The organism is Halomonas sp. ATBC28 (genome assembly GCF_005937175.1).
Lineage (GTDB): Bacteria > Pseudomonadota > Gammaproteobacteria > Pseudomonadales > Halomonadaceae > Vreelandella > Vreelandella titanicae.
The window spans coordinates 46,294-62,734 of the sequence record NZ_VCQL01000017.1 but is presented as its reverse complement, the minus strand read 5'-3'; the positions used below and the strand labels follow the sequence as shown (position 1 = coordinate 62,734).

At 53.2% G+C, this 16,441-nt stretch carries 19 protein-coding genes; 6 read left to right on the top strand and 13 right to left on the bottom strand.

What is annotated here, in order from left to right:
* Window positions 1–48: 48 nt before the first annotated feature.
* The 5 genes from E0L35_RS18620 to E0L35_RS18600 all read right to left on the bottom strand — a co-directional run bounded on the left by E0L35_RS18620 (window position 49) and on the right by E0L35_RS18600 (window position 5,160).
* Window positions 49–1,542: a sodium:solute symporter family protein gene (locus E0L35_RS18620; protein WP_138801092.1), complete on the bottom strand. Its 1,494-nt coding sequence runs from the start codon at window positions 1,540–1,542 to the stop codon at window positions 49–51.
* Window positions 1,535–1,762 carry a hypothetical protein gene (locus tag E0L35_RS18615; protein WP_027960159.1) on the bottom strand — a complete coding sequence of 76 codons (228 nt, stop codon included), beginning with the start codon at window positions 1,760–1,762 and terminating at the stop codon, window positions 1,535–1,537. Before E0L35_RS18615 ends, E0L35_RS18620 begins: the two co-directional genes overlap by 8 nt.
* Window positions 1,763–1,773: 11 nt before the next feature.
* Window positions 1,774–3,195 (bottom strand): amidase, encoded by a 1,422-nt coding sequence (locus E0L35_RS18610; protein ID WP_138801091.1) that lies wholly within the window; start codon window positions 3,193–3,195, stop codon window positions 1,774–1,776.
* A gap of 145 nt (window positions 3,196–3,340) precedes the next feature.
* Window positions 3,341–4,243, bottom strand: a complete 903-nt coding sequence (locus E0L35_RS18605) for a LysR family transcriptional regulator (protein WP_138801090.1) — start codon at window positions 4,241–4,243, stop codon at window positions 3,341–3,343.
* Window positions 4,244–4,524: 281 nt separating this feature from the next.
* The gene (locus E0L35_RS18600; protein ID WP_138801089.1) at window positions 4,525–5,160 is read right to left on the bottom strand and encodes a glutathione S-transferase family protein; all 636 of its coding nucleotides are present in this window, start codon (window positions 5,158–5,160) and stop codon (window positions 4,525–4,527) included.
* Between the two features lie 148 nt (window positions 5,161–5,308).
* Between E0L35_RS18600 and E0L35_RS18595 the strand changes: the two genes are divergently transcribed.
* Window positions 5,309–6,292 carry a YafY family protein gene (locus tag E0L35_RS18595; RefSeq protein WP_138801088.1) on the top strand — a complete coding sequence of 328 codons (984 nt, stop codon included), beginning with the start codon at window positions 5,309–5,311 and terminating at the stop codon, window positions 6,290–6,292.
* 117 nt (window positions 6,293–6,409) lie between these two features.
* Window positions 6,410–7,930 (top strand): GGDEF domain-containing protein, encoded by a 1,521-nt coding sequence (locus tag E0L35_RS18590; RefSeq protein WP_171051192.1) that lies wholly within the window; start codon window positions 6,410–6,412, stop codon window positions 7,928–7,930.
* Between the two features lie 8 nt (window positions 7,931–7,938).
* Here E0L35_RS18590 and bluB read toward each other — a convergent pair whose 3' ends face one another.
* Complete coding sequence (gene bluB / locus E0L35_RS18585; protein ID WP_138801086.1) at window positions 7,939–8,616, bottom strand: 5,6-dimethylbenzimidazole synthase; 678 nt, start codon at window positions 8,614–8,616, stop codon at window positions 7,939–7,941.
* A gap of 57 nt (window positions 8,617–8,673) precedes the next feature.
* Window positions 8,674–9,429 carry an NAD(P)H-dependent oxidoreductase gene (locus E0L35_RS18580; RefSeq protein ID WP_138801085.1) on the bottom strand — a complete coding sequence of 252 codons (756 nt, stop codon included), beginning with the start codon at window positions 9,427–9,429 and terminating at the stop codon, window positions 8,674–8,676.
* A gap of 88 nt (window positions 9,430–9,517) precedes the next feature.
* On the opposite strand from E0L35_RS18580, the gene E0L35_RS26890 reads away from it, so the two are divergent.
* On the top strand, window positions 9,518–9,676 hold the full coding sequence (locus E0L35_RS26890; protein ID WP_223828122.1) for a LysR family transcriptional regulator: 159 nt from the start codon (window positions 9,518–9,520) through the stop codon (window positions 9,674–9,676).
* A gap of 19 nt (window positions 9,677–9,695) precedes the next feature.
* Here the strand turns inward: E0L35_RS26890 and E0L35_RS18570 are convergent, their stop codons facing one another.
* Window positions 9,696–10,184, bottom strand: coding sequence for a MarR family transcriptional regulator (locus E0L35_RS18570; RefSeq protein WP_027960018.1), 489 nt, complete (start codon window positions 10,182–10,184; stop codon window positions 9,696–9,698).
* A gap of 96 nt (window positions 10,185–10,280) precedes the next feature.
* Here E0L35_RS18570 and E0L35_RS18565 point away from each other — a divergent pair, with 96 nt between their 5' ends.
* Window positions 10,281–11,207, top strand: coding sequence for a DMT family transporter (locus E0L35_RS18565; protein ID WP_138801084.1), 927 nt, complete (start codon window positions 10,281–10,283; stop codon window positions 11,205–11,207).
* Window positions 11,208–11,228: 21 nt separating this feature from the next.
* Window positions 11,229–11,867, top strand: coding sequence for an NAD(P)H-binding protein (locus tag E0L35_RS18560; protein WP_138801083.1), 639 nt, complete (start codon window positions 11,229–11,231; stop codon window positions 11,865–11,867).
* 183 nt (window positions 11,868–12,050) lie between these two features.
* Here the strand turns inward: E0L35_RS18560 and E0L35_RS18555 are convergent, their stop codons facing one another.
* Window positions 12,051–13,277, bottom strand: a complete 1,227-nt coding sequence (locus E0L35_RS18555; RefSeq protein WP_138801082.1) for a YbfB/YjiJ family MFS transporter — start codon at window positions 13,275–13,277, stop codon at window positions 12,051–12,053.
* A gap of 168 nt (window positions 13,278–13,445) precedes the next feature.
* Between E0L35_RS18555 and E0L35_RS18550 the strand changes: the two genes are divergently transcribed.
* Window positions 13,446–13,829, top strand: a complete 384-nt coding sequence (locus E0L35_RS18550; RefSeq protein ID WP_233974290.1) for a helix-turn-helix domain-containing protein — start codon at window positions 13,446–13,448, stop codon at window positions 13,827–13,829.
* Window positions 13,830–13,865: 36 nt separating this feature from the next.
* On the opposite strand, the gene E0L35_RS18545 is transcribed toward E0L35_RS18550, so the two are convergent.
* The 4 genes from E0L35_RS18545 to E0L35_RS18530 form a co-directional block, all read right to left on the bottom strand.
* Window positions 13,866–14,291, bottom strand: a complete 426-nt coding sequence (locus E0L35_RS18545) for a GNAT family N-acetyltransferase (RefSeq protein WP_138801080.1) — start codon at window positions 14,289–14,291, stop codon at window positions 13,866–13,868.
* A 23-nt stretch (window positions 14,292–14,314) separates the two neighbouring features.
* The gene (locus E0L35_RS18540) at window positions 14,315–14,821 is read right to left on the bottom strand and encodes a DUF523 domain-containing protein (RefSeq protein WP_138801127.1); all 507 of its coding nucleotides are present in this window, start codon (window positions 14,819–14,821) and stop codon (window positions 14,315–14,317) included.
* A 63-nt stretch (window positions 14,822–14,884) separates the two neighbouring features.
* Window positions 14,885–15,349, bottom strand: coding sequence for a GNAT family N-acetyltransferase (locus tag E0L35_RS18535; protein ID WP_138801079.1), 465 nt, complete (start codon window positions 15,347–15,349; stop codon window positions 14,885–14,887).
* A 74-nt stretch (window positions 15,350–15,423) separates the two neighbouring features.
* A complete protein-coding gene (locus tag E0L35_RS18530; protein ID WP_161463062.1) occupies window positions 15,424–16,323 on the bottom strand; it encodes an alpha/beta fold hydrolase in 900 nt (299 codons plus the stop codon).
* Between the last annotated feature and the right edge of the window lie 118 nt (window positions 16,324–16,441).

The window sequence follows — 16,441 nt, the reverse complement described above, 5'->3', positions numbered from 1 at the left end:
ACTTTAGTACAAAGGTAGTCGATAACCATGAATAGATTAAGTCAGCACTCACACCGCAGCTCGACGTCCCCGTTGGGTAAAACCTCGTGGAGCGGCAATACGAAAGAAGCGCTCCACCACCTCAGCGTGGGTAGCAGGCGTCATCAAAGAGACGGCGACAAATACCGGCAGATTGAGCATCAGCCCCCAGAAGCCCGCGTGAATACCCATTGGGTGTGGCCAAAAGGTAGTAAACGCCACGGTAATCAGAAAGCCCACCACGATCCCCGCCATTACGCCCAAGCGAGAAGCCCGCGGCCAGAAGAACATGCCGATAAAGGCAGGCAGCACCTGGGAGGCAAACCCGAGCCCCACTAACAGAATCATTACCAAACTGCCGGGCTCGGCAATTGCGAGCGGCGCGACCACCAAGAACATAATGGGCAGGATCAGCAGCCGTGCAAGTTTTCCGGTAACGCCATCCGAGAGTTTTAGCACCGGCTGTAGTACATCCTTGCTGAGTGACAACGATACCGAATGAATAAACGGCTCGCTGGAAGACATTGAGGCTGCCAAAGTACCCGCGCCAAGTAATCCAACCAATACTACCGGCAAGTGCTGCATGGCGTACTCAAGTACCACGGTATCGGCTCGGGCCAATTCAGGTAGCGAAAAAATGCCAATAAAGCCGACAACGACCATAGGCAGAATAACCACGTAATACGTGGGTAGCCACGTCGCGCTGCGGCGAATAGTTCGTGCCGAGGAGGCGCTCATCCACTGCGTCCACACCGGCGGCATAAACGAGAACATGGAAACGATGATCGAGGTTGTCCAGAAACTAAAGCTCATATCGCCGCCTGCGCCGGGCAGAGTGAGAAACTCGCTATGCTCGGCTTGGATACGCTCGAACACGCCCGCAAAGCTCAACCCGCCGGTGGCGCTATGAACGGCCCAGAGGCCAACGGCCCAAGCCACAATCAGCATCAACACGCCTTGAAAGGCATTGGTGCGACCAATCGCCCGCTGACCACTGGCATAGAGGTAAACGGCAATGCAGGCCAGTACCAGCACGACCCCCAACCAAATCGGAATCAAACCGCCGCTCATCACAAACAGAATATAAGCCGAACCTATGGTCTGCAGCACCGCATAAGCAATAGAGCCGATCGCCATAACAAGCGCCGCCAGTGCGCCTAGCGCGGGGCTCTGGTAGCGGTCGGATATGGCACTTGCCTGGGTCACGTGACCAAACTGCTCACCAAACTGCCACACTTTAGGGCCGAAATACCAAGCGACCAGGGCCAGGTACGAGAGGTAAATCGCTACATAAAACACCGCCACCCCTTTGGAATAAGCCCATCCGGGCGCTCCCATAAAGGTGTAAGCACTCACACTACCGGCGGCTATCAGTAGGTAGAGCGTCACCGGCCCCATGCTGCGGCCCGCTACGCCCCACTCCTCCAAGCTATTCATGGAACGCCCTGCTCTGGCGCGTAGGCCAATCACCATGGCAATGGCGACATAGGTCAAGGTTATCAACAGTGGCCAAGGGCTATTCATGGTCGTCTCGCTCCACAATACGATTGCCGATCAGCATCACCACTACACAGGCAAAAATCACCAGGTAGCTCCACACCACTAACAGAGGCAACCCCATCACTAAGGTGGCTCTGTTTACCCAACCAATCACCGGCCACGTTCCCGCCAGCACCAGCACCACAAACGCAATTAACAGACCCCAGCCCGCCCGGGAGGTAGGGAGTACCAATAAACGTTCCATGAGTGTTCCTCTTATTTAACTGCAGCGTTAATCACTGGCAGCATCGGCCAGCGCATGGGCAACGCCAAACGCGTTTCTAGCAGCCTTGCCAGTTTCAGCACAAAGTGATCTCCAAAGCGCGGGCCAACCAACTGCACACCTATCGGCATATTGACGGAACTAGCGGAACGGCTAAACCCAGCATTAAGCGAGATCGCAGGCTGCTCGCCCATATTCCACGGCACGGTGTAAGCAATGTGCTCAAAGGGCCGACGCGGATCATTGGTAGGCGATGGCCACTCAGCTGGGAAGGCGATATTGGGTGTGGTGGGTGAAATCACCGCATCGACCTCATCAAATACGGCTTCGGTGGCGCGTCGCATCGCCATGGTTTGCTGAAAACCATGCACTGCTTCTACGCCACTTAAGTGTGCACCACCGTCGGCCCAGGCTAAAATGGCAGGCAACACTTGCTCACGCTCGTTAGCCGAGAGCTTTAACAGCTCGCCCCACTGACGGGCCTGCCAGAAGTGATCCAGGCCATCTAACATTTCTCGGGACAGCACTGGCGCCATCGGCACCAGCGTTGCCCCAGCGGCTTCCAACTGCTTTGCGGCCTGTTCCACGTGGTGGCGAATCTCATCATCCAAAGGTAACCCGCAGCCCGCCTTCATCATCACACCCACTCGCAAACCTTTAACGTCGAGCTCCAGATCCATCCAGTCAATCGTTTCCGGCGGCAGACGCATCGCATCGCGTCGATCTGTGCGGGTAAGCGCCGTCATCATCAGCGCGGCATCCGCTACGCTTCGGGTCATTGGCCCGGCACAGCGGCCTACATAATAAGGGTCTATCGGTACCCGGCCCAAAGTGGGCTTAAAGCCGACGACACCACACCACGCCGCAGGAAGGCGTATCGAGCCACCAATATCGGTGCCCACATGCAGTGGCCCAAGCCCAGCAGCGGCGGCAGCGCCCGCGCCCGCGCTTGAACCGCCGGTATTACAAGCTAAATCCCATGGATTGCGGGTCAAACCATGAAACGACGAGAGCCCGGATGAGAGCATGCCAAAGTCGGGGCAGGTAGTTTTCGCCAGCAGCAGAGCGTTATCTTCCGCTAATCGAGCAGCGGGGGGAGCGTCTTCGGTGGCAACAGGCTGCTCGCCAAGCCCGGTTCCCCCCGGCACTGGCATCCCTTTGGTGGCAATCAACTCTTTAAGGGTTATTGGCACGCCATCTAGCGCGCCGCTAGGTTGCCCCCTAGCCCAGCGCTGGGTGGAGGCTTCGGCTGCTTTAATGAACGCATCAGGCTGATAGGCATACAGCGCATTGATTTGCGGCTCCCAGGCGTCGATATGCTCAACCAGGGCGCTGGCTACTTCAGTTGGCGAGAACCTATAAGCTCGGTAGCCATCAATTAATTGAGTGGCGGTGAGTTGGTGTAGTGCAGGCATCACATTACCTTTTGCTGTTGTTATCAGGCTGACGTTATTAACAAGCTCAGCATGAACCCACACCGTGTCTTCTGCTATTTCAATCTTGACCTCAGCGTGTCCACTTTTTGTGTGCACTCTTCGCTTTTAAAATCTTTCAGGATGATTAGACTGGCAGTGTCTGTAGGGCACTTGCCAGCAGCGAAAGGCAAGCTTCAGTGGCAAAGCTGCGCTGGCGATGGCGATAAACGCAGAGATCAATTCGCGCGGCCTCAAGCTCTGAAGGAGCCAAGGGGATGCTAATGAGTTGACCTAATTGGCACTCCCGAGCTACCGCCATCGGTGGCAATACCAGAACGCCTGCGCCGTTAAGGGCAAGTGCTTTTTGAGTTTCCAGTGAAGCGGTTCTAAAGGTGGGGGCCAGAACTATCCCGGCCTGATGAGCGGCGCGCTCCAGCGCTTGGCGCACGCCATAAGATTCATCAGGCAGGATCAGCCGGTGCGCTGCCAGGGAGTGAAGACTCACCTCAGAAGCCGCGGCCAATGGATGGCCTGGAGCCATCACTGCATGGTGATGCAACTCGGCACTAGCAAAGGGCACAATGTCATCATGCCGGGGCATAAAGAAGGACAGGCCAATATCGGCATCGCCTCGGCGCAGCGCCTCCACCATTTGGCTAGCGCTGACGATCCCGATATCAAAACTCAAATGGGGATAGCGCTGCCCCATCTTGGCTAACGTAGGCGCTAGCAAGCCAGCGACAACGCCTTCCGCCACCTGCAAACTGACCCGCCCAGTTCGCAAGCCCTTCAAATCGGCAATATGTTCCTGCACCCGCTCTAGGTCACGGAGGGTACGCTGCGCCTGGGCAGCCAACAACTCCCCCGCCGCCGTCAGGCTAATGCCGTTGGGGCCACGCTCGATGAGTGGTGCGCCAAGCTGGTGTTCCAGTAAATCGATCTGGCGGCTAATCGCTGTGGGGGCAATATGTAGTTGGGCGGCAGCTTGGCGCAGCGAACGACACCGGGCCACAGTATCGAAATAGCGTAATGCGCGGCCACTGATCATAAGCGCCCCTTAAAGCCCCAGCTGCCGCGATTAGGGGCGTCAGCTCTTAGCCGCTGGAGGGTGATATCGCTTTGCATGAATGGCGCCCTATCTTATTATTTAGCATAGGCGAATACAGTAGCGATATATGGGTAGGCTGGCCAGCGCCGATACCTTCCGCACACGCCGTTGGCCAGAGGCTTTACTGCTATTATCTGTAGCAAAAACTGCAACCAGATAGGGTTCATCTACCTTGAAAGCAATTGCCAACTTAATACAAAAGCGGTAATGCAATTAAGCCATCAGACGGACAAAGGCTTCATTTTCTTAGCCAGTTCATCGTCCAACTCATTGGCCCGCTTGGCTGCTGGCCTGCTTTCCATACGCTCTATGTAATGCTTAAACACCTCTTTTGGTGGGATATTCTCCTGCATTGTTTCCCACCAGAGATAACTGCTAACCAATATATCTGCGGCAGTAAACTGATCGCCGCAAATATAAGCGTTTTCACTGAGTACTTTTTCAAGCGTATTGATACTGTCTTCCACTTGGCCACAACCAACGGCCTGTATGTTGCTGCTGTCGATTTTCCAATTGTAGGCCTTTGCACTAGTAGCCATTTCAAACGGACCCGCCATAAAAAAAAGCCAGCGATAATAAACTCCACGTTCGGGAGATTGCGGGGGTGGTGAAAGCTTTTTATCCGGAACCTGATCCGCCAGGTACGCGCAGATAGCCGCCACTTCCGTCACAACAGTGTTGCCATGTTTGATGGCAGGCACCTTGCCCATGGGGTTTATGGCCAAGTAGTCCTCAGATTTCATCTCTGAATCGAACTCCATCGCCTTTACCGAGTAGTCTATGCCTACTTCTTCCAACATCCAGCGCACAACGCGCCCGCGGGACATAGGGTGGGTGTAAAACGTTAGCTCTGACATATTAGGCTCCTTTTTCAGTCAATTTTCCGGTGACACAAGGTACTGCCAGATCAGATTAGTTTGTTAATAGGTGAGAATCCGCCCTAAATAAAAGCAACAATGCATTTTTCTGCAAGACTTTAACGATGGCTTCAGTAGGGAGGCAGTAATGGCAGGCCCCACAACACGCGTACTTGCGGTGCTTGAGTTGCTGCAAGCTAATGGCCAAATGGGCGGCGCTGAATTGGCCGAGCGCCTGGGCGTGGATCGGCGCACTATACGGCGATACATTACGGCGCTGGAAGATATAGGCGTGCCGATAGTGACCGAGCAAGGGCGCTACGGTGGCTACCGATTGGTGGCTGGCTTCAAGCTGCCACCCATGATGTTTACCGACGAAGAGACATTCGCCGTTTCGTTAGGCTTATTGGCCGCTAGCCAGCTGGGACTAACAAACGCAGCGCCCGCCATTGCCAGCGTACAAGCGAAGCTCGAGCGAGTGATGCCAGCTAATTTAAAAAGCCGTGTTCGCGGTATCAGTGAGACCACTCAGGTGATCTTACCCCGGCGCGAACCCAGCCGTGATGACCGCGCCCTTGAGACGCTGACTAAAGCCACAGAGACCATGCGAACCGTGGGGCTTACCTACCACTCCCCGCAGCATGATCCGATTGAGCGTCAGATCGACCCCTACGGGCTAGTTTTCCAACAAGGTAGGTGGTATGCCGTCGGTTTTTGCCATCTGCGGGGAGCCATGCGCTCATTTCGGTTAGATCGCATCAGCGGCGTGCACCTACTCTCAGGTACCTTCATACGCCCCACCCGCTTTGATGCAGCCGATTTTTTGAGCGAAAGCCTCATGTCCTGGGGCCCCACTCATGAAGTATCACTGGTGCTACACATTGATCATGCCGCGTCCGCTGGCTTTGAAAACCAATTTTTCTGTACAGGTCAGTTCGAACAGGTTGAAGGTGGACTACTGCTCCATACACGCACGGATAGTTTCGAGTGGTTTGCCTATTGGCTGGCACAGCTCCCATTTCAATTTACCATCCTCAAACCAGACGGCCTCAAAGAGGCGCTTCGCGAACACGCCAACCATTTACTAGCAAGTTGTGAGAGCGCTTCACCATATTCAACAGATACGCCCTGAAACAGTCTAAAACCTGGGAGATAATGAAGGCGCTATTCGCCTGATTTTAAGGATAAGGCTTCTTAGCCTCTTAAGTGCTAGTCTGTTAATCAAATAACTTTGAATACAGACTCACAAATGCAACATTCATCAAGGCGCACACACCGTCTTGCATTGGCGACAATTGCCCCGCGAATTTTTGCCTTTTGCCATACCTTCGGACTCACCGTATGGATTGCCGTGGTAGAAGGTAGCGGCTGGACACTTATTCTGCCCGGGATTTTGCTGCTGCTATGGCCCGGTGTTGCCTATGCGCTTGCTGTAAGCGCCCAGAACTCCAAGCGTGCCGAGTTCAGAAATCTCCTCTATGACAGCCTGCTATTTGGTTTTTGGTGCAGCGTGCTGGATTTTTACGTTTTAGCCACCATCACCATTGGGCTTGCCTGTTTGATGAACAATTTAGTGGTCGGCGGAGTACGGAAGATGCTTATTTCAGCCGTACTTTTCACAACCGCAGCCTTGATTGGAAGCGCCTTAACGGGATTCAAGTTTCGCCCCTATGTGAGCAACAATTTAGACATCTACCAATGGACGGGGGCAGTCATCTATTTTCTAACCATAGGCCGCATAACGTACAGTCAGAATCGTCAGATCGGCCGCAGCATTGGCGAGATTCAGTTTCAGAACCGAGTCTTTCACGCGCTGCTTGATCTCGGGACGGTGGCAAATCGTGCGACCAATATCCATACCCTGTTAGATGACTCATTAAACCACCTACACTCCCATTTCCCCGACTACGGTTTTGCTGTTTTTGTACAAGAACGACAACGTTGTGAAGTGACACGCTACGCGGCTGTTGCGGGACTAAGCCCAAAGGATGAACAGCGTCTAAAGCATCTATTGGCCAGCGTTCGTAGGCAAAGAGTACAGCCGGACACACGGCCACAAACAGATGAAGGCGAGAACCTATATGTCATGTCCATGGAAGGCCGTCTAAGCTTGTACGAAGGCTGGCTGATCATGAAAGCTCCCAGCCGAGAAGACGGCTTGGAGCAAATACTTTCCCTCTTTGCCGACCAACTAGCGGCCGCTACCGAAAATAAATTGCTACATTTGGAATTGAAGAAAACAGCTGAGCGTGACGGACTCACCGGCCTTTATAACCGCGGTTTCTTGGAAGCCGCGCTGCAAATGAGCATTCAAGGCAAGGCGCAGACGCCGAGCCTGGATTTTGCTGTATTGATGATGGACGTCGACAAGCTTAAGGAAGTGAACGACCATTATGGCCATGTTGCAGGCGATCAACTGATTTCCAGCGTTGCCAAGTACCTGCAACTTCACTGCAGGGACAGCGACATACTTGCACGCTGCGGTGGCGATGAATTCGTCATTCTATTTCCTTCTGCCGACTTGACGGCAGCCAAGCGTATGGCCAACTTGATCAGAGACAATTTGCCTGAACAGCGTTGCATTATCGACACCGCTAGCGGTGAACGTGAAGAACTGACGCTTCATTTGAGCTTGGGATTCGCCAGCTCCAGCGAAGTGCCTGCCTTACAGGTATTTGCTCTGGCAGACCAGCGCATGTACGAAGACAAGAACCAGCGCCGCAAGCAAAGAGTAGATGACTTGGGCACAGCGAGCTGGCCCCCCTTATAAAAACTTCCTCACAAACCACTGGCAAGCGGTTGCCCCCACTTATCGCCATGTACTAGTTCACTTAATGGCAAGCGAGAGCGCCAGCCTTTGGCTTCAAGTTCTGGCTGGTCTAAAAAATCGCTCACATAGCCAAGGCAGAGATACGCCAAGGGATAAACGTGCTCAGGCAGGTTCAACGCTGCGCTTAGCTGTTCTTGGTCGAGAATACTCACCCAACCAACGCCAATACCTTCTGCCCGCGCAGCCAACCAGAGATTTTGTACAGCGAGACAAGTACTGAAAAGATCGGTATCCACAATACTATTCCGCCCCAGCACGTGAGGGCCGCCCCGGCTTCGGTCACAGGTAATACAGAGATTAAGCGGGCTCTCCATAATACCTTGCAGCTTAAGGCTGCGATAATGCGCTTGACGCTCGCCTTCAAAGCGTTCGGCGGCCTTCTGATTCTCCTGCTCGAACATCGCCAGCACTGCTTCTCTGACGCTGCGACTTTCAATCACGATGAAATCCCAGGGCTGCATAAATCCCACTGAAGGCGCATGATGCGCAGCCTCCAAAAGGCGGGCCAGTACATCAGGAGGTATCCTGTCGGGCAGAAATTGCGAGCGCACATCGCGCCGCTCGTGTATGGCGCGGTAGAGCCCACGGCGCTCAGCATCGGAAAAACGGTGGTTCGAGGTAGTCATGGCGCTGATTGGGCCTTTTGCTGATCTGTTTTATAGACAGTAAGAGTCTACACGAGCTCAGCCTAGCCGCCATCTCAGCGGGTTTGTTTGGCGTAAAACGCCATCTTCGTCCCAGTCATCCCATCCGGTAAAGGGGATGGGCAGTTCGCTGTCCAAGTTTCTCAGACGAGCTACCCAGGCCGCTTTGCAGGCCTCTAGGTGACCAATGATGTCAGCTTCCTCTTGGTAACGAATACCGCCGCCCTGAATACCGTAGCTCACCTGAGGCGCCAGCACGTCAAAGCCAACGTAGTACAACGATGCGTGTATGGGCCACAGCCAGTGCACCATATTGCCAGCTCGGCCAAAAGGCTGAAATGCTTTCTCCGGTGAGCCCGTGGTGACTGATAGCATCGCCTTCCTACCGCGATAGTAGCCCCTGTCGTAACGCATGCGGCTTGTATAGCGCCCGCCATACACCAACACCCGATCAAACCAGCCTTTCAAAATGGCGGGCTGGGCGTGCCACCACAACGGGAACTGGAAGATCACCAAGTCAGCCCACTCCAGCCGCGCCAACTCCCGCTGGACATCCTGCGGTAATGTGTTTTTCTCGTAGTGAGCCCGCTGCTCATTGAGGGGATAGAAGTAGTCCGACGCCACGGCGCTATGCGGATATTGCTCAGGGCGCTCCACCGGATCAAACTGCTCAGCATAGAGATCATCCACTTCCACTGTATGCCCCTCGCCCACCAGCTGTTCTACCGCCTCATCCACTAGGCCGCCATTAAACGACTTGCGTTCAGGATGAGCCAAGACGATCAACACATTCATTCTGCGTTTCCCCTATTGATTGGTTCAACGACAGACTAACCTGTTCAAATACGCTCAAACATTCGCGGAAAATGACAACTCAGTTTGCATGAATGAACAGCAAATAAGGTGGGACGAGCTAGCGATTGCAGAGGCGGGGTCGCTATCCGGCGCCAGCCGAGCGCTGTGTATCAGCCATGCCAACGTATTCAAGTGTTTAAGCGAGATGGAACAAAGTCTAGGCGTGACTCTTTTCAATAGTGGCTAAGTTGCCGCTACGACACACATCACTCCTGCTCCAATCCCGCCAAGAACTGCTTAAGCAGCTCATCGAGTTGCGCTCGTTGCTCTTCAGTTAGGCCGCTCACCAGCTGCGCCTGGGTTTCCACATGAGCAGCAACGGCTTCATCGATTAACTCGAATCCACGCTGGGAAAGAGAGATGAGAAAACCACGACCATCGTCGGGGTTTTTGACCCGCTTGATCAAACCCGCCTTTTCCAGTTGATTGATGCGGTGAGTCATGGTGCCTGAAGTCACCATGGTGGATGCCATCAAATCCCCCGGTGATAGCGCGTAGGGCGCCCCCTCACGGCGAAGAGTTGCCAGAACGTCAAAGCTCGCGTCAGTCAGACCGTATTTCGCCCAGGTCTTCTCCATTGCGCGCATTAAGGTGTGATTCAGCCGTTTGACCCGCCCGATGGTAGCCATCGGCGCTACATCGAGGTCAGGCCGCTCCTGCCGCCACTGTTTGAGAATGTTGTCTACATGATCCATGAGCGTATTTTGCGCTTAATTATCTTGACGTCAAGATTAATCACACATATCTTGACATCAAGACACTTCGAAACGGTACCAATGAGAACTACGCGAATGACATCATTAAGCACTACCCGCACACACTCACGCAAAAGAGCTTGGCTTGCCCCACTGGTGTATCTGTTATCCGGCGGCGCCTTGCTGGGTCTATCGACTAATTTGGCAAAACTTGCCGGTGACATTCAGCTACCGGCGCTCGCTTTTCTGTTTTGGTCAATTTCAGGAGCGGCGCTTATTCTATTGGTTCTCGCGGCCTTCCGCGGCAATCTGCCGCCGGTTAACGTTCGCACCGTTGAGTATTACGCTATTTCAGGTCTGCTGGGCGTAGCGGGTGCCAACCTGCTTTTTTTCTCAGCTATCCCCCATGTGGGTGCGGGGTTCGTGGCATTAATCATCACTCTGCCACCGCTACTCACCTACATCGGCGCATTAGCGTTAAAAATGGAGCGGTTTCAGGTGTTGCGTGCGGCGGGGGTTATATCAGCCCTCGCGGGGGCCGTCACCCTGGCCTTCCATAAGCTTTCGGCGCCGGATGCCAATTACCTCTGGATTCTCCTCGCTTTAATTGGTCCCGTTCTGCTGGCTATCGGCAACATCTACCGAACCTTACGCTGGCCAGAAGGCGTATCCAGCGATGCGTTGGCGCCGGGGATGCTTATCGCAGCGGCCATCATTCTCCTCAGCGTGGGGTTTCTGCCTGGCTTCTCACTGAACGTTCCGACAGAACGTCCCCTGCCATTCTTGCTGATTGCACTCCAGGCGATGGTCTTCGCAGGCCAGTTCTTACTGCTCTTCCTGCTACAGAAAAGCGGCGGCCCGGTGTTTCTGAGCCTATTGGGTTCCGTCGGCGCCGTGGTGGGCGTTCCGGTCGCCATATTACTGCAAGGAGAAACCGCTCCCGAAGGCTTACTGCTTGGCACCCTATTAATTGGAGCCGGAATTACCCTGCTCAACATTGGCAAAGCCAAACAACTTAACTAATGAACCCAAGAGAGATATATCATGAAAATTGCAATATTTGGTGCCGCTGGCGACGTTGGCAAACGCATTATGAATGAAGCATTAGCACGTGGTCATAACGTAACCGGCGTGGTGAGAACAGAGAGTCAGCTTAACAAACTGCCCGCTGAAGCCAGCCGCTGTGTCGCGGATATAGCGGACTCACACCAGCTAGCTCATGTTATTCAAGGACAAGACGTGCTGATCAGCGCCGTTCGCCCACCCGATGGAAAAGAAGCGACGTTGGTAGCGCTAACCCGTTCTCTAATGGCGAGTGCCCTCCCGAGTCAGCGAGTGCTCTTGGTAGGCGGAGCCGCACGATTGCTAATCCCCGGGCGCGCCGGTGATACGGTCTTAACAGCCCCCGATTTCCTTCCTGCCTCTGCGCTAGAAATTGCCAAGGCATGCCAAGCTCAGTATGAACTCTGCTTGGGTGAAACCAGCACAGCGTGGACTTACTTCTCCCCTGCCGCCATGCTCATGCCTGGAGAGCGTACGGGACGATATCGTCTTGGCACCGATACCCTCGTCGTGGACAATAACGGAGAATCTCGCATTTCAATGGAGGATTTCGCGGTAGCGATGCTTGATGAAGCAGAGACCCCTCAACATATTCAGAAAGCCTTTACCGTAGGGTATTAAACCGAAAATTCGGCAACCACCCCGCCAAAGAATTCTTCTATCAAAGCGCCGCCCGATCCAGAAACTTTTGACACATAGTAAGCCACTGACACTCGAAACTCGCCTTCTGCAGCTAGGTGGAATACATAACTCATTTAGGGCTTGTTGACGTTTCATCGTGGTGCGCGGAAACATCAACAAGCCCTAATCAGTATCCGCGCTTTCTCTATGACCTGCTGCTCCGAAATCTTTTTGCAATAAACCTATTAGCGCTGCGGCGATTAAAAAGACAGCTGACGTTAATAATCCTACCGTCAGCCCCCCGGCTAGATCGTTCAACCAACCACTTAGCGTTGGCCCCAATGTCTGACCAATACTAAACGCGACCGTCATCGCACCAATACCCGACGCCAATGACGAAGCATGGCAATTTCTCCGCACGAAGGCCGTCGTAGACGCCACGACACCAAAAAAGGCACAACCGAAAACCGCAGACGACGCCAGTAAAACAGGCCAAGCACTTGATATAAGCGGCAATGCAGCACCAATCAGGGTCAATCCATTAAGAATCGCAAATGCATGGCCGTGGCGCTGATTTTGCAGCACACCAGCCCAAAGCCAAGGGAAGACAGTCACAGCCAAGCCCAGCACGACCCAGAATAGCGATTGAAACGCGGCACTCTCACCGTGGGACTGTATCCAGGCGATCATGAACGTCATGTAAGTAATATAGCCTGCCCCGAAAAAGCCATAGCCAACCAGCATCCACTGCATAGAAGCTAATGGTGCCAATGCATGTGCCTGAACTCGGCTTTGTGGCATGACGCGAACACCCCATACGACGCCGAGTGCGAGCACCACTGATATGGCCGCCAATGCTAACCAAGCAGTAGGCCATGCCGTCGCGCCCCACTGGCTCAGAACCCAGGGAACGCCAACCCCCGAAAGCACAATGCCTAAACCTGGCCCCGCATAGAAGATGCCGAGTAAAAACGACGCTCGTGCCGGATGGCGTTGGGATACCTGGGCGGCGATAACCCCACCAGCAATAAACGCACTAGCGCCGCCTAGTCCAGCCAAAAACCAGGAGATGTTGAGTAATGCAGTGTGGCGAAATACCCCCATCATGATCAAAGCGATCACGCATGCGAAGATCCCCGTACGCATGACTCGGTTGGCCCCAACAACTCCAATAAAACGGGCCGAAATCAGCGCGGCAATAAGATACCCTGCCGCGTTTACCGAGGTCATCCAGCCTGCATCGGCATAGCTCCACCCAAGACTTGAGCTCATAGAGGGCAGAAGTAATGCGTAGGAAAATCGTGCGATACCTAGGCCGATTGCCGGTACCAAGGCCAGCGCAGCGAGTGTACGAAGGTCAGTTGTGAGCGCTGTAGGATCGCGCTCGTGGAGAAAGTCAGATTGTGTCATATCGGCCACCTGAATCTTTAATAAAGACTCAGGTTAGTCGCGCTTAGTTCTGTTTTCAAACTTTGCTATCATTGGGATATGAAAAACCACACCGAAACACACACTTCCCACACATGTGTTCCCGTCTCAGAATGCTCGCTTGCCAAGGCGATCCGGGCTGTGGGAGATATGTGGTCGCTGCTGATTCTGCGAGAAGTGATATGTGGTGCTGAGCGCTTCGACCAAATCAGAGAAGACCTGGGTATTACTCGCTCAGTTTTGTCCAACCGGCTTGCCAGATTGGTTCAAGAAGGTATTTTAGAGCGCTATCAATACCGTGATTCAGGACAACGAGCCCGCAAAGGCTATGCGCTAACAGCGAAAGGCCACGCACTCTTACCCGTGGTTATCGCCCTTCGCGAGTGGGGCGGAGAGCACTTAGAACCTGGCAATACACCGCTTCGCCTTCAGCTACAAACGAGGGATGGACTGCGTGTTGAAACGAAACTAATACGGGAGGATGGTTTAGAAGTGAACGATATGACAGACATCATTGCGACAGTAAAGGAGTAAGGCATCAGGGAGTACAACACGATTCAGTTTGAGCAGCTAATCAATCCTTTTCTCCATATAGTGAATCCCGCCCTCGGTTTTACGCACGCGAAACCCCATACGCTCGTATAGCGCTATTGCTGGGTTGATACAAAACACACGCAGCCGAAGTAAGCGGATGCCCGACTGTTGGGCGATTTCCTTCGTGTGGCGGATTGCCGCTGTACCTAAGCCTTGGCGCTGCCACTTCTGATCAATTTGTAGCTCTCGAATATAGTAAGCGGCTTCATCGTGATTTATGCATAACAACCCTACTGGGCTAGCGTTAATAACTAATTCGTAACTGTCTAACTCATCCCATTGTTTATCAAACAGGGCTGTATTCCAGCGCATATCCAACTGTTCGTAGTAAGCAGACATATTTTGGCGAATTAATTTTTCCGCGAACGCCTTGTCGTTAGTAGACCGAATAATAGGCGTCATATCTCGATATCCTAGTGCTGCTTTCACGAACTTGTAGCAAGAAGTGCAGTGTTAGCTTGGGCTATTTCATACTGACTAAACACGTGCACACCATGTTCCCGAAGCAATGCGGCTGTTACTCCCATACCCGGTACTTTTTTACCAGAGAAACTGCCGTCATAAATAGCGGTGCTTCCGCATGAAGGACTGAACTCAGCAAGCACTGCGATATCGATAGCGAATTTACGGCACAGGTTCAAAGCGATAGAGGCACCTGCTAAAAATTCATTGGTCACCTTGCCTCCATCGTTTTCGATAACATCGACCCCACCGTTTAAAACGCCCTTACCACTGCCCTTGAAAATCTCCGCGGGCGGCCTGGGAATACTCATCCCCGCCTCAACTTCGGGGCAAACAGAAACGATTCGGCCTTCAGAACGCCACTGCTCAACGATCTGATCATCCACGGAAAGGGCGCCACCATCATAGCGAACCTTTTTACCCAAGAGACAGGCGCTCATTAATACTTTTCTCAAATCACCAATCTCCAATACGGTGATGAACTCAAGAGTGACGCGTTCACTGAATCGACCCAACTAGGAAAGCTCTTCTTGTCAGCCATTTAACTTTAGCTGCTTTCGGAAATACACTCGATTAAACCCCGCTTCATGCCGACACTCGACCCTGACGTATCCCAGTTTGGGGTACATGGCGAGATTTTCTATCATGGCTTCATTCGTATAAAGTTCCACGGCTTCGTACCCCTTTTCCTCGGCTGAACATTCCACGTGATCGATCAATCGCTTCCCAATGCCGAGGCCACCATACTCGGGTAGTATGGCAACGTTTTCGAGGTGAAAATGATCGCCTTCGGGGTAGAACACAACATAGCCCACAAAATGTGAATCAAGGATGGCAACATCTATGTAGCCGTAGTCGATTAGGCTTGCGAAGTCTGCATGCATGGGCGCGGGTTCACGACCAATGCGACTGATATACTTTGAATAGGCCAGTCGTGCGCAGGATTGAATGTCCGGAACATCAGTTTCGAGTGCAGCACGGATGTCGATTAAGGGCATATTGACGTAATCCTAGTGCTAGGTGTGAGAACCATAAGTGTTTCCACCATCCCATACACATGAGGTTTTCGCTCTTATAACGCTTGAAGCCAATGGTAAGCTGTCTTGATGCCCTCTTTGTTCACAACAAGGCTCAGATGCGATGCATTAGGCACCGTGACGATATCAGCGTGTGGAACGATGGGCCGCAAAGTGGGCTCGAAGCGCTCCGCAAAAAATGCTTCGTCATCAGATCCAGTAATAAGAAGGACTGGAGCCGCCATAGAACTGAGATCGTTCTGCCAATTGGCGGGAGCAAAGCCCTTCATAAGCCGGTACGAATACGCTAGCGTTTCTGAGCCCTGGCGGTATTCGGGCGGCAAATTAAAGTGCAGCACCGGTAGCTTATTGAAGTGGGTAATACCGAGTTCATTCAAAATGGATATAGCAATGATCCTGGTCACTTTGGGGTCTGCCCACCCGCCCGAGCTTTTCCGAACAGTAGGTGCGTCGTATCCTAGGTAAGGCGCTAGCAGCAGATAGGCGTTGGCACGGTGCCCATGCGTGCCACCAGCAAAACGTATTGCTAACCCGCCACCTGACGAATGCCCACCGACGACGATACGCGTTAATTGAGGATTGACCACTTCGATGTGGGCAATAAGATCGGCAAGATCATCCTCAAGCTGCTTGATATAGTCGATATCGCCGCGCCGAACGGGAGATGGCCCATGCCCTCGAATATCCGGGGTGTAAACAGCGGCGGCGCCTGAAGCTGCCAATCCGCGAGCAAAGGTTGCCAGATATCGACTGTCGGTCCCTGAGCCGTGCACAAGCACCAGCGCCGTGTCGGATTCACTTGGATAATGCCGATATGAAAGTGTGGTGCCATCCCTTGCTTCAAACGGCTGAAGTGCTGGCAGTGGGCCTGCTGCGCCTTGCTCAGACACTAACGCTTCGAAATCCAAGCCGTTCGCATTAGTGCCTGTCGACATTATTAAAAATACTCCTATCACCAAGGCCAGCATATATTGTCGCACTGCTCCCTCCTAATCGCATACGCCGGGCAAAGCGACGGCTAAGCTTTCGCTGCAAACTTTAAACCCAAACGCC

Bases quoted from the DNA above. Each gene is read 5' to 3' on its own strand.
- E0L35_RS18620 (WP_138801092.1), bottom strand. From the start codon at position 1,542: ATGAATAGCCCTTGGCCACTGTTGATAACCTTGACCTATGTCGCCATT.
- E0L35_RS18615 (WP_027960159.1), bottom strand. From the start codon at position 1,762: ATGGAACGTTTATTGGTACTCCCTACCTCCCGGGCGGGCTGGGGTCTG.
- E0L35_RS18610 (WP_138801091.1), bottom strand. From the start codon at position 3,195: ATGCCTGCACTACACCAACTCACCGCCACTCAATTAATTGATGGCTAC.
- E0L35_RS18605 (WP_138801090.1), bottom strand. From the start codon at position 4,243: ATGATCAGTGGCCGCGCATTACGCTATTTCGATACTGTGGCCCGGTGT.
- E0L35_RS18600 (WP_138801089.1), bottom strand. From the start codon at position 5,160: ATGTCAGAGCTAACGTTTTACACCCACCCTATGTCCCGCGGGCGCGTT.
- E0L35_RS18595 (WP_138801088.1), top strand. From the start codon at position 5,309: ATGGCAGGCCCCACAACACGCGTACTTGCGGTGCTTGAGTTGCTGCAA.
- E0L35_RS18590 (WP_171051192.1), top strand. From the start codon at position 6,410: ATGCAACATTCATCAAGGCGCACACACCGTCTTGCATTGGCGACAATT.
- bluB (WP_138801086.1), bottom strand. From the start codon at position 8,616: ATGACTACCTCGAACCACCGTTTTTCCGATGCTGAGCGCCGTGGGCTC.
- E0L35_RS18580 (WP_138801085.1), bottom strand. From the start codon at position 9,429: ATGAATGTGTTGATCGTCTTGGCTCATCCTGAACGCAAGTCGTTTAAT.
- E0L35_RS26890 (WP_223828122.1), top strand. From the start codon at position 9,518: ATGAATGAACAGCAAATAAGGTGGGACGAGCTAGCGATTGCAGAGGCG.
- E0L35_RS18570 (WP_027960018.1), bottom strand. From the start codon at position 10,184: ATGGATCATGTAGACAACATTCTCAAACAGTGGCGGCAGGAGCGGCCT.
- E0L35_RS18565 (WP_138801084.1), top strand. From the start codon at position 10,281: ATGACATCATTAAGCACTACCCGCACACACTCACGCAAAAGAGCTTGG.
- E0L35_RS18560 (WP_138801083.1), top strand. From the start codon at position 11,229: ATGAAAATTGCAATATTTGGTGCCGCTGGCGACGTTGGCAAACGCATT.
- E0L35_RS18555 (WP_138801082.1), bottom strand. From the start codon at position 13,277: ATGACACAATCTGACTTTCTCCACGAGCGCGATCCTACAGCGCTCACA.
- E0L35_RS18550 (WP_233974290.1), top strand. From the start codon at position 13,446: ATGTGGTCGCTGCTGATTCTGCGAGAAGTGATATGTGGTGCTGAGCGC.
- E0L35_RS18545 (WP_138801080.1), bottom strand. From the start codon at position 14,291: ATGACGCCTATTATTCGGTCTACTAACGACAAGGCGTTCGCGGAAAAA.
- E0L35_RS18535 (WP_138801079.1), bottom strand. From the start codon at position 15,349: ATGCCCTTAATCGACATCCGTGCTGCACTCGAAACTGATGTTCCGGAC.
- E0L35_RS18530 (WP_161463062.1), bottom strand. From the start codon at position 16,323: ATGTCGACAGGCACTAATGCGAACGGCTTGGATTTCGAAGCGTTAGTG.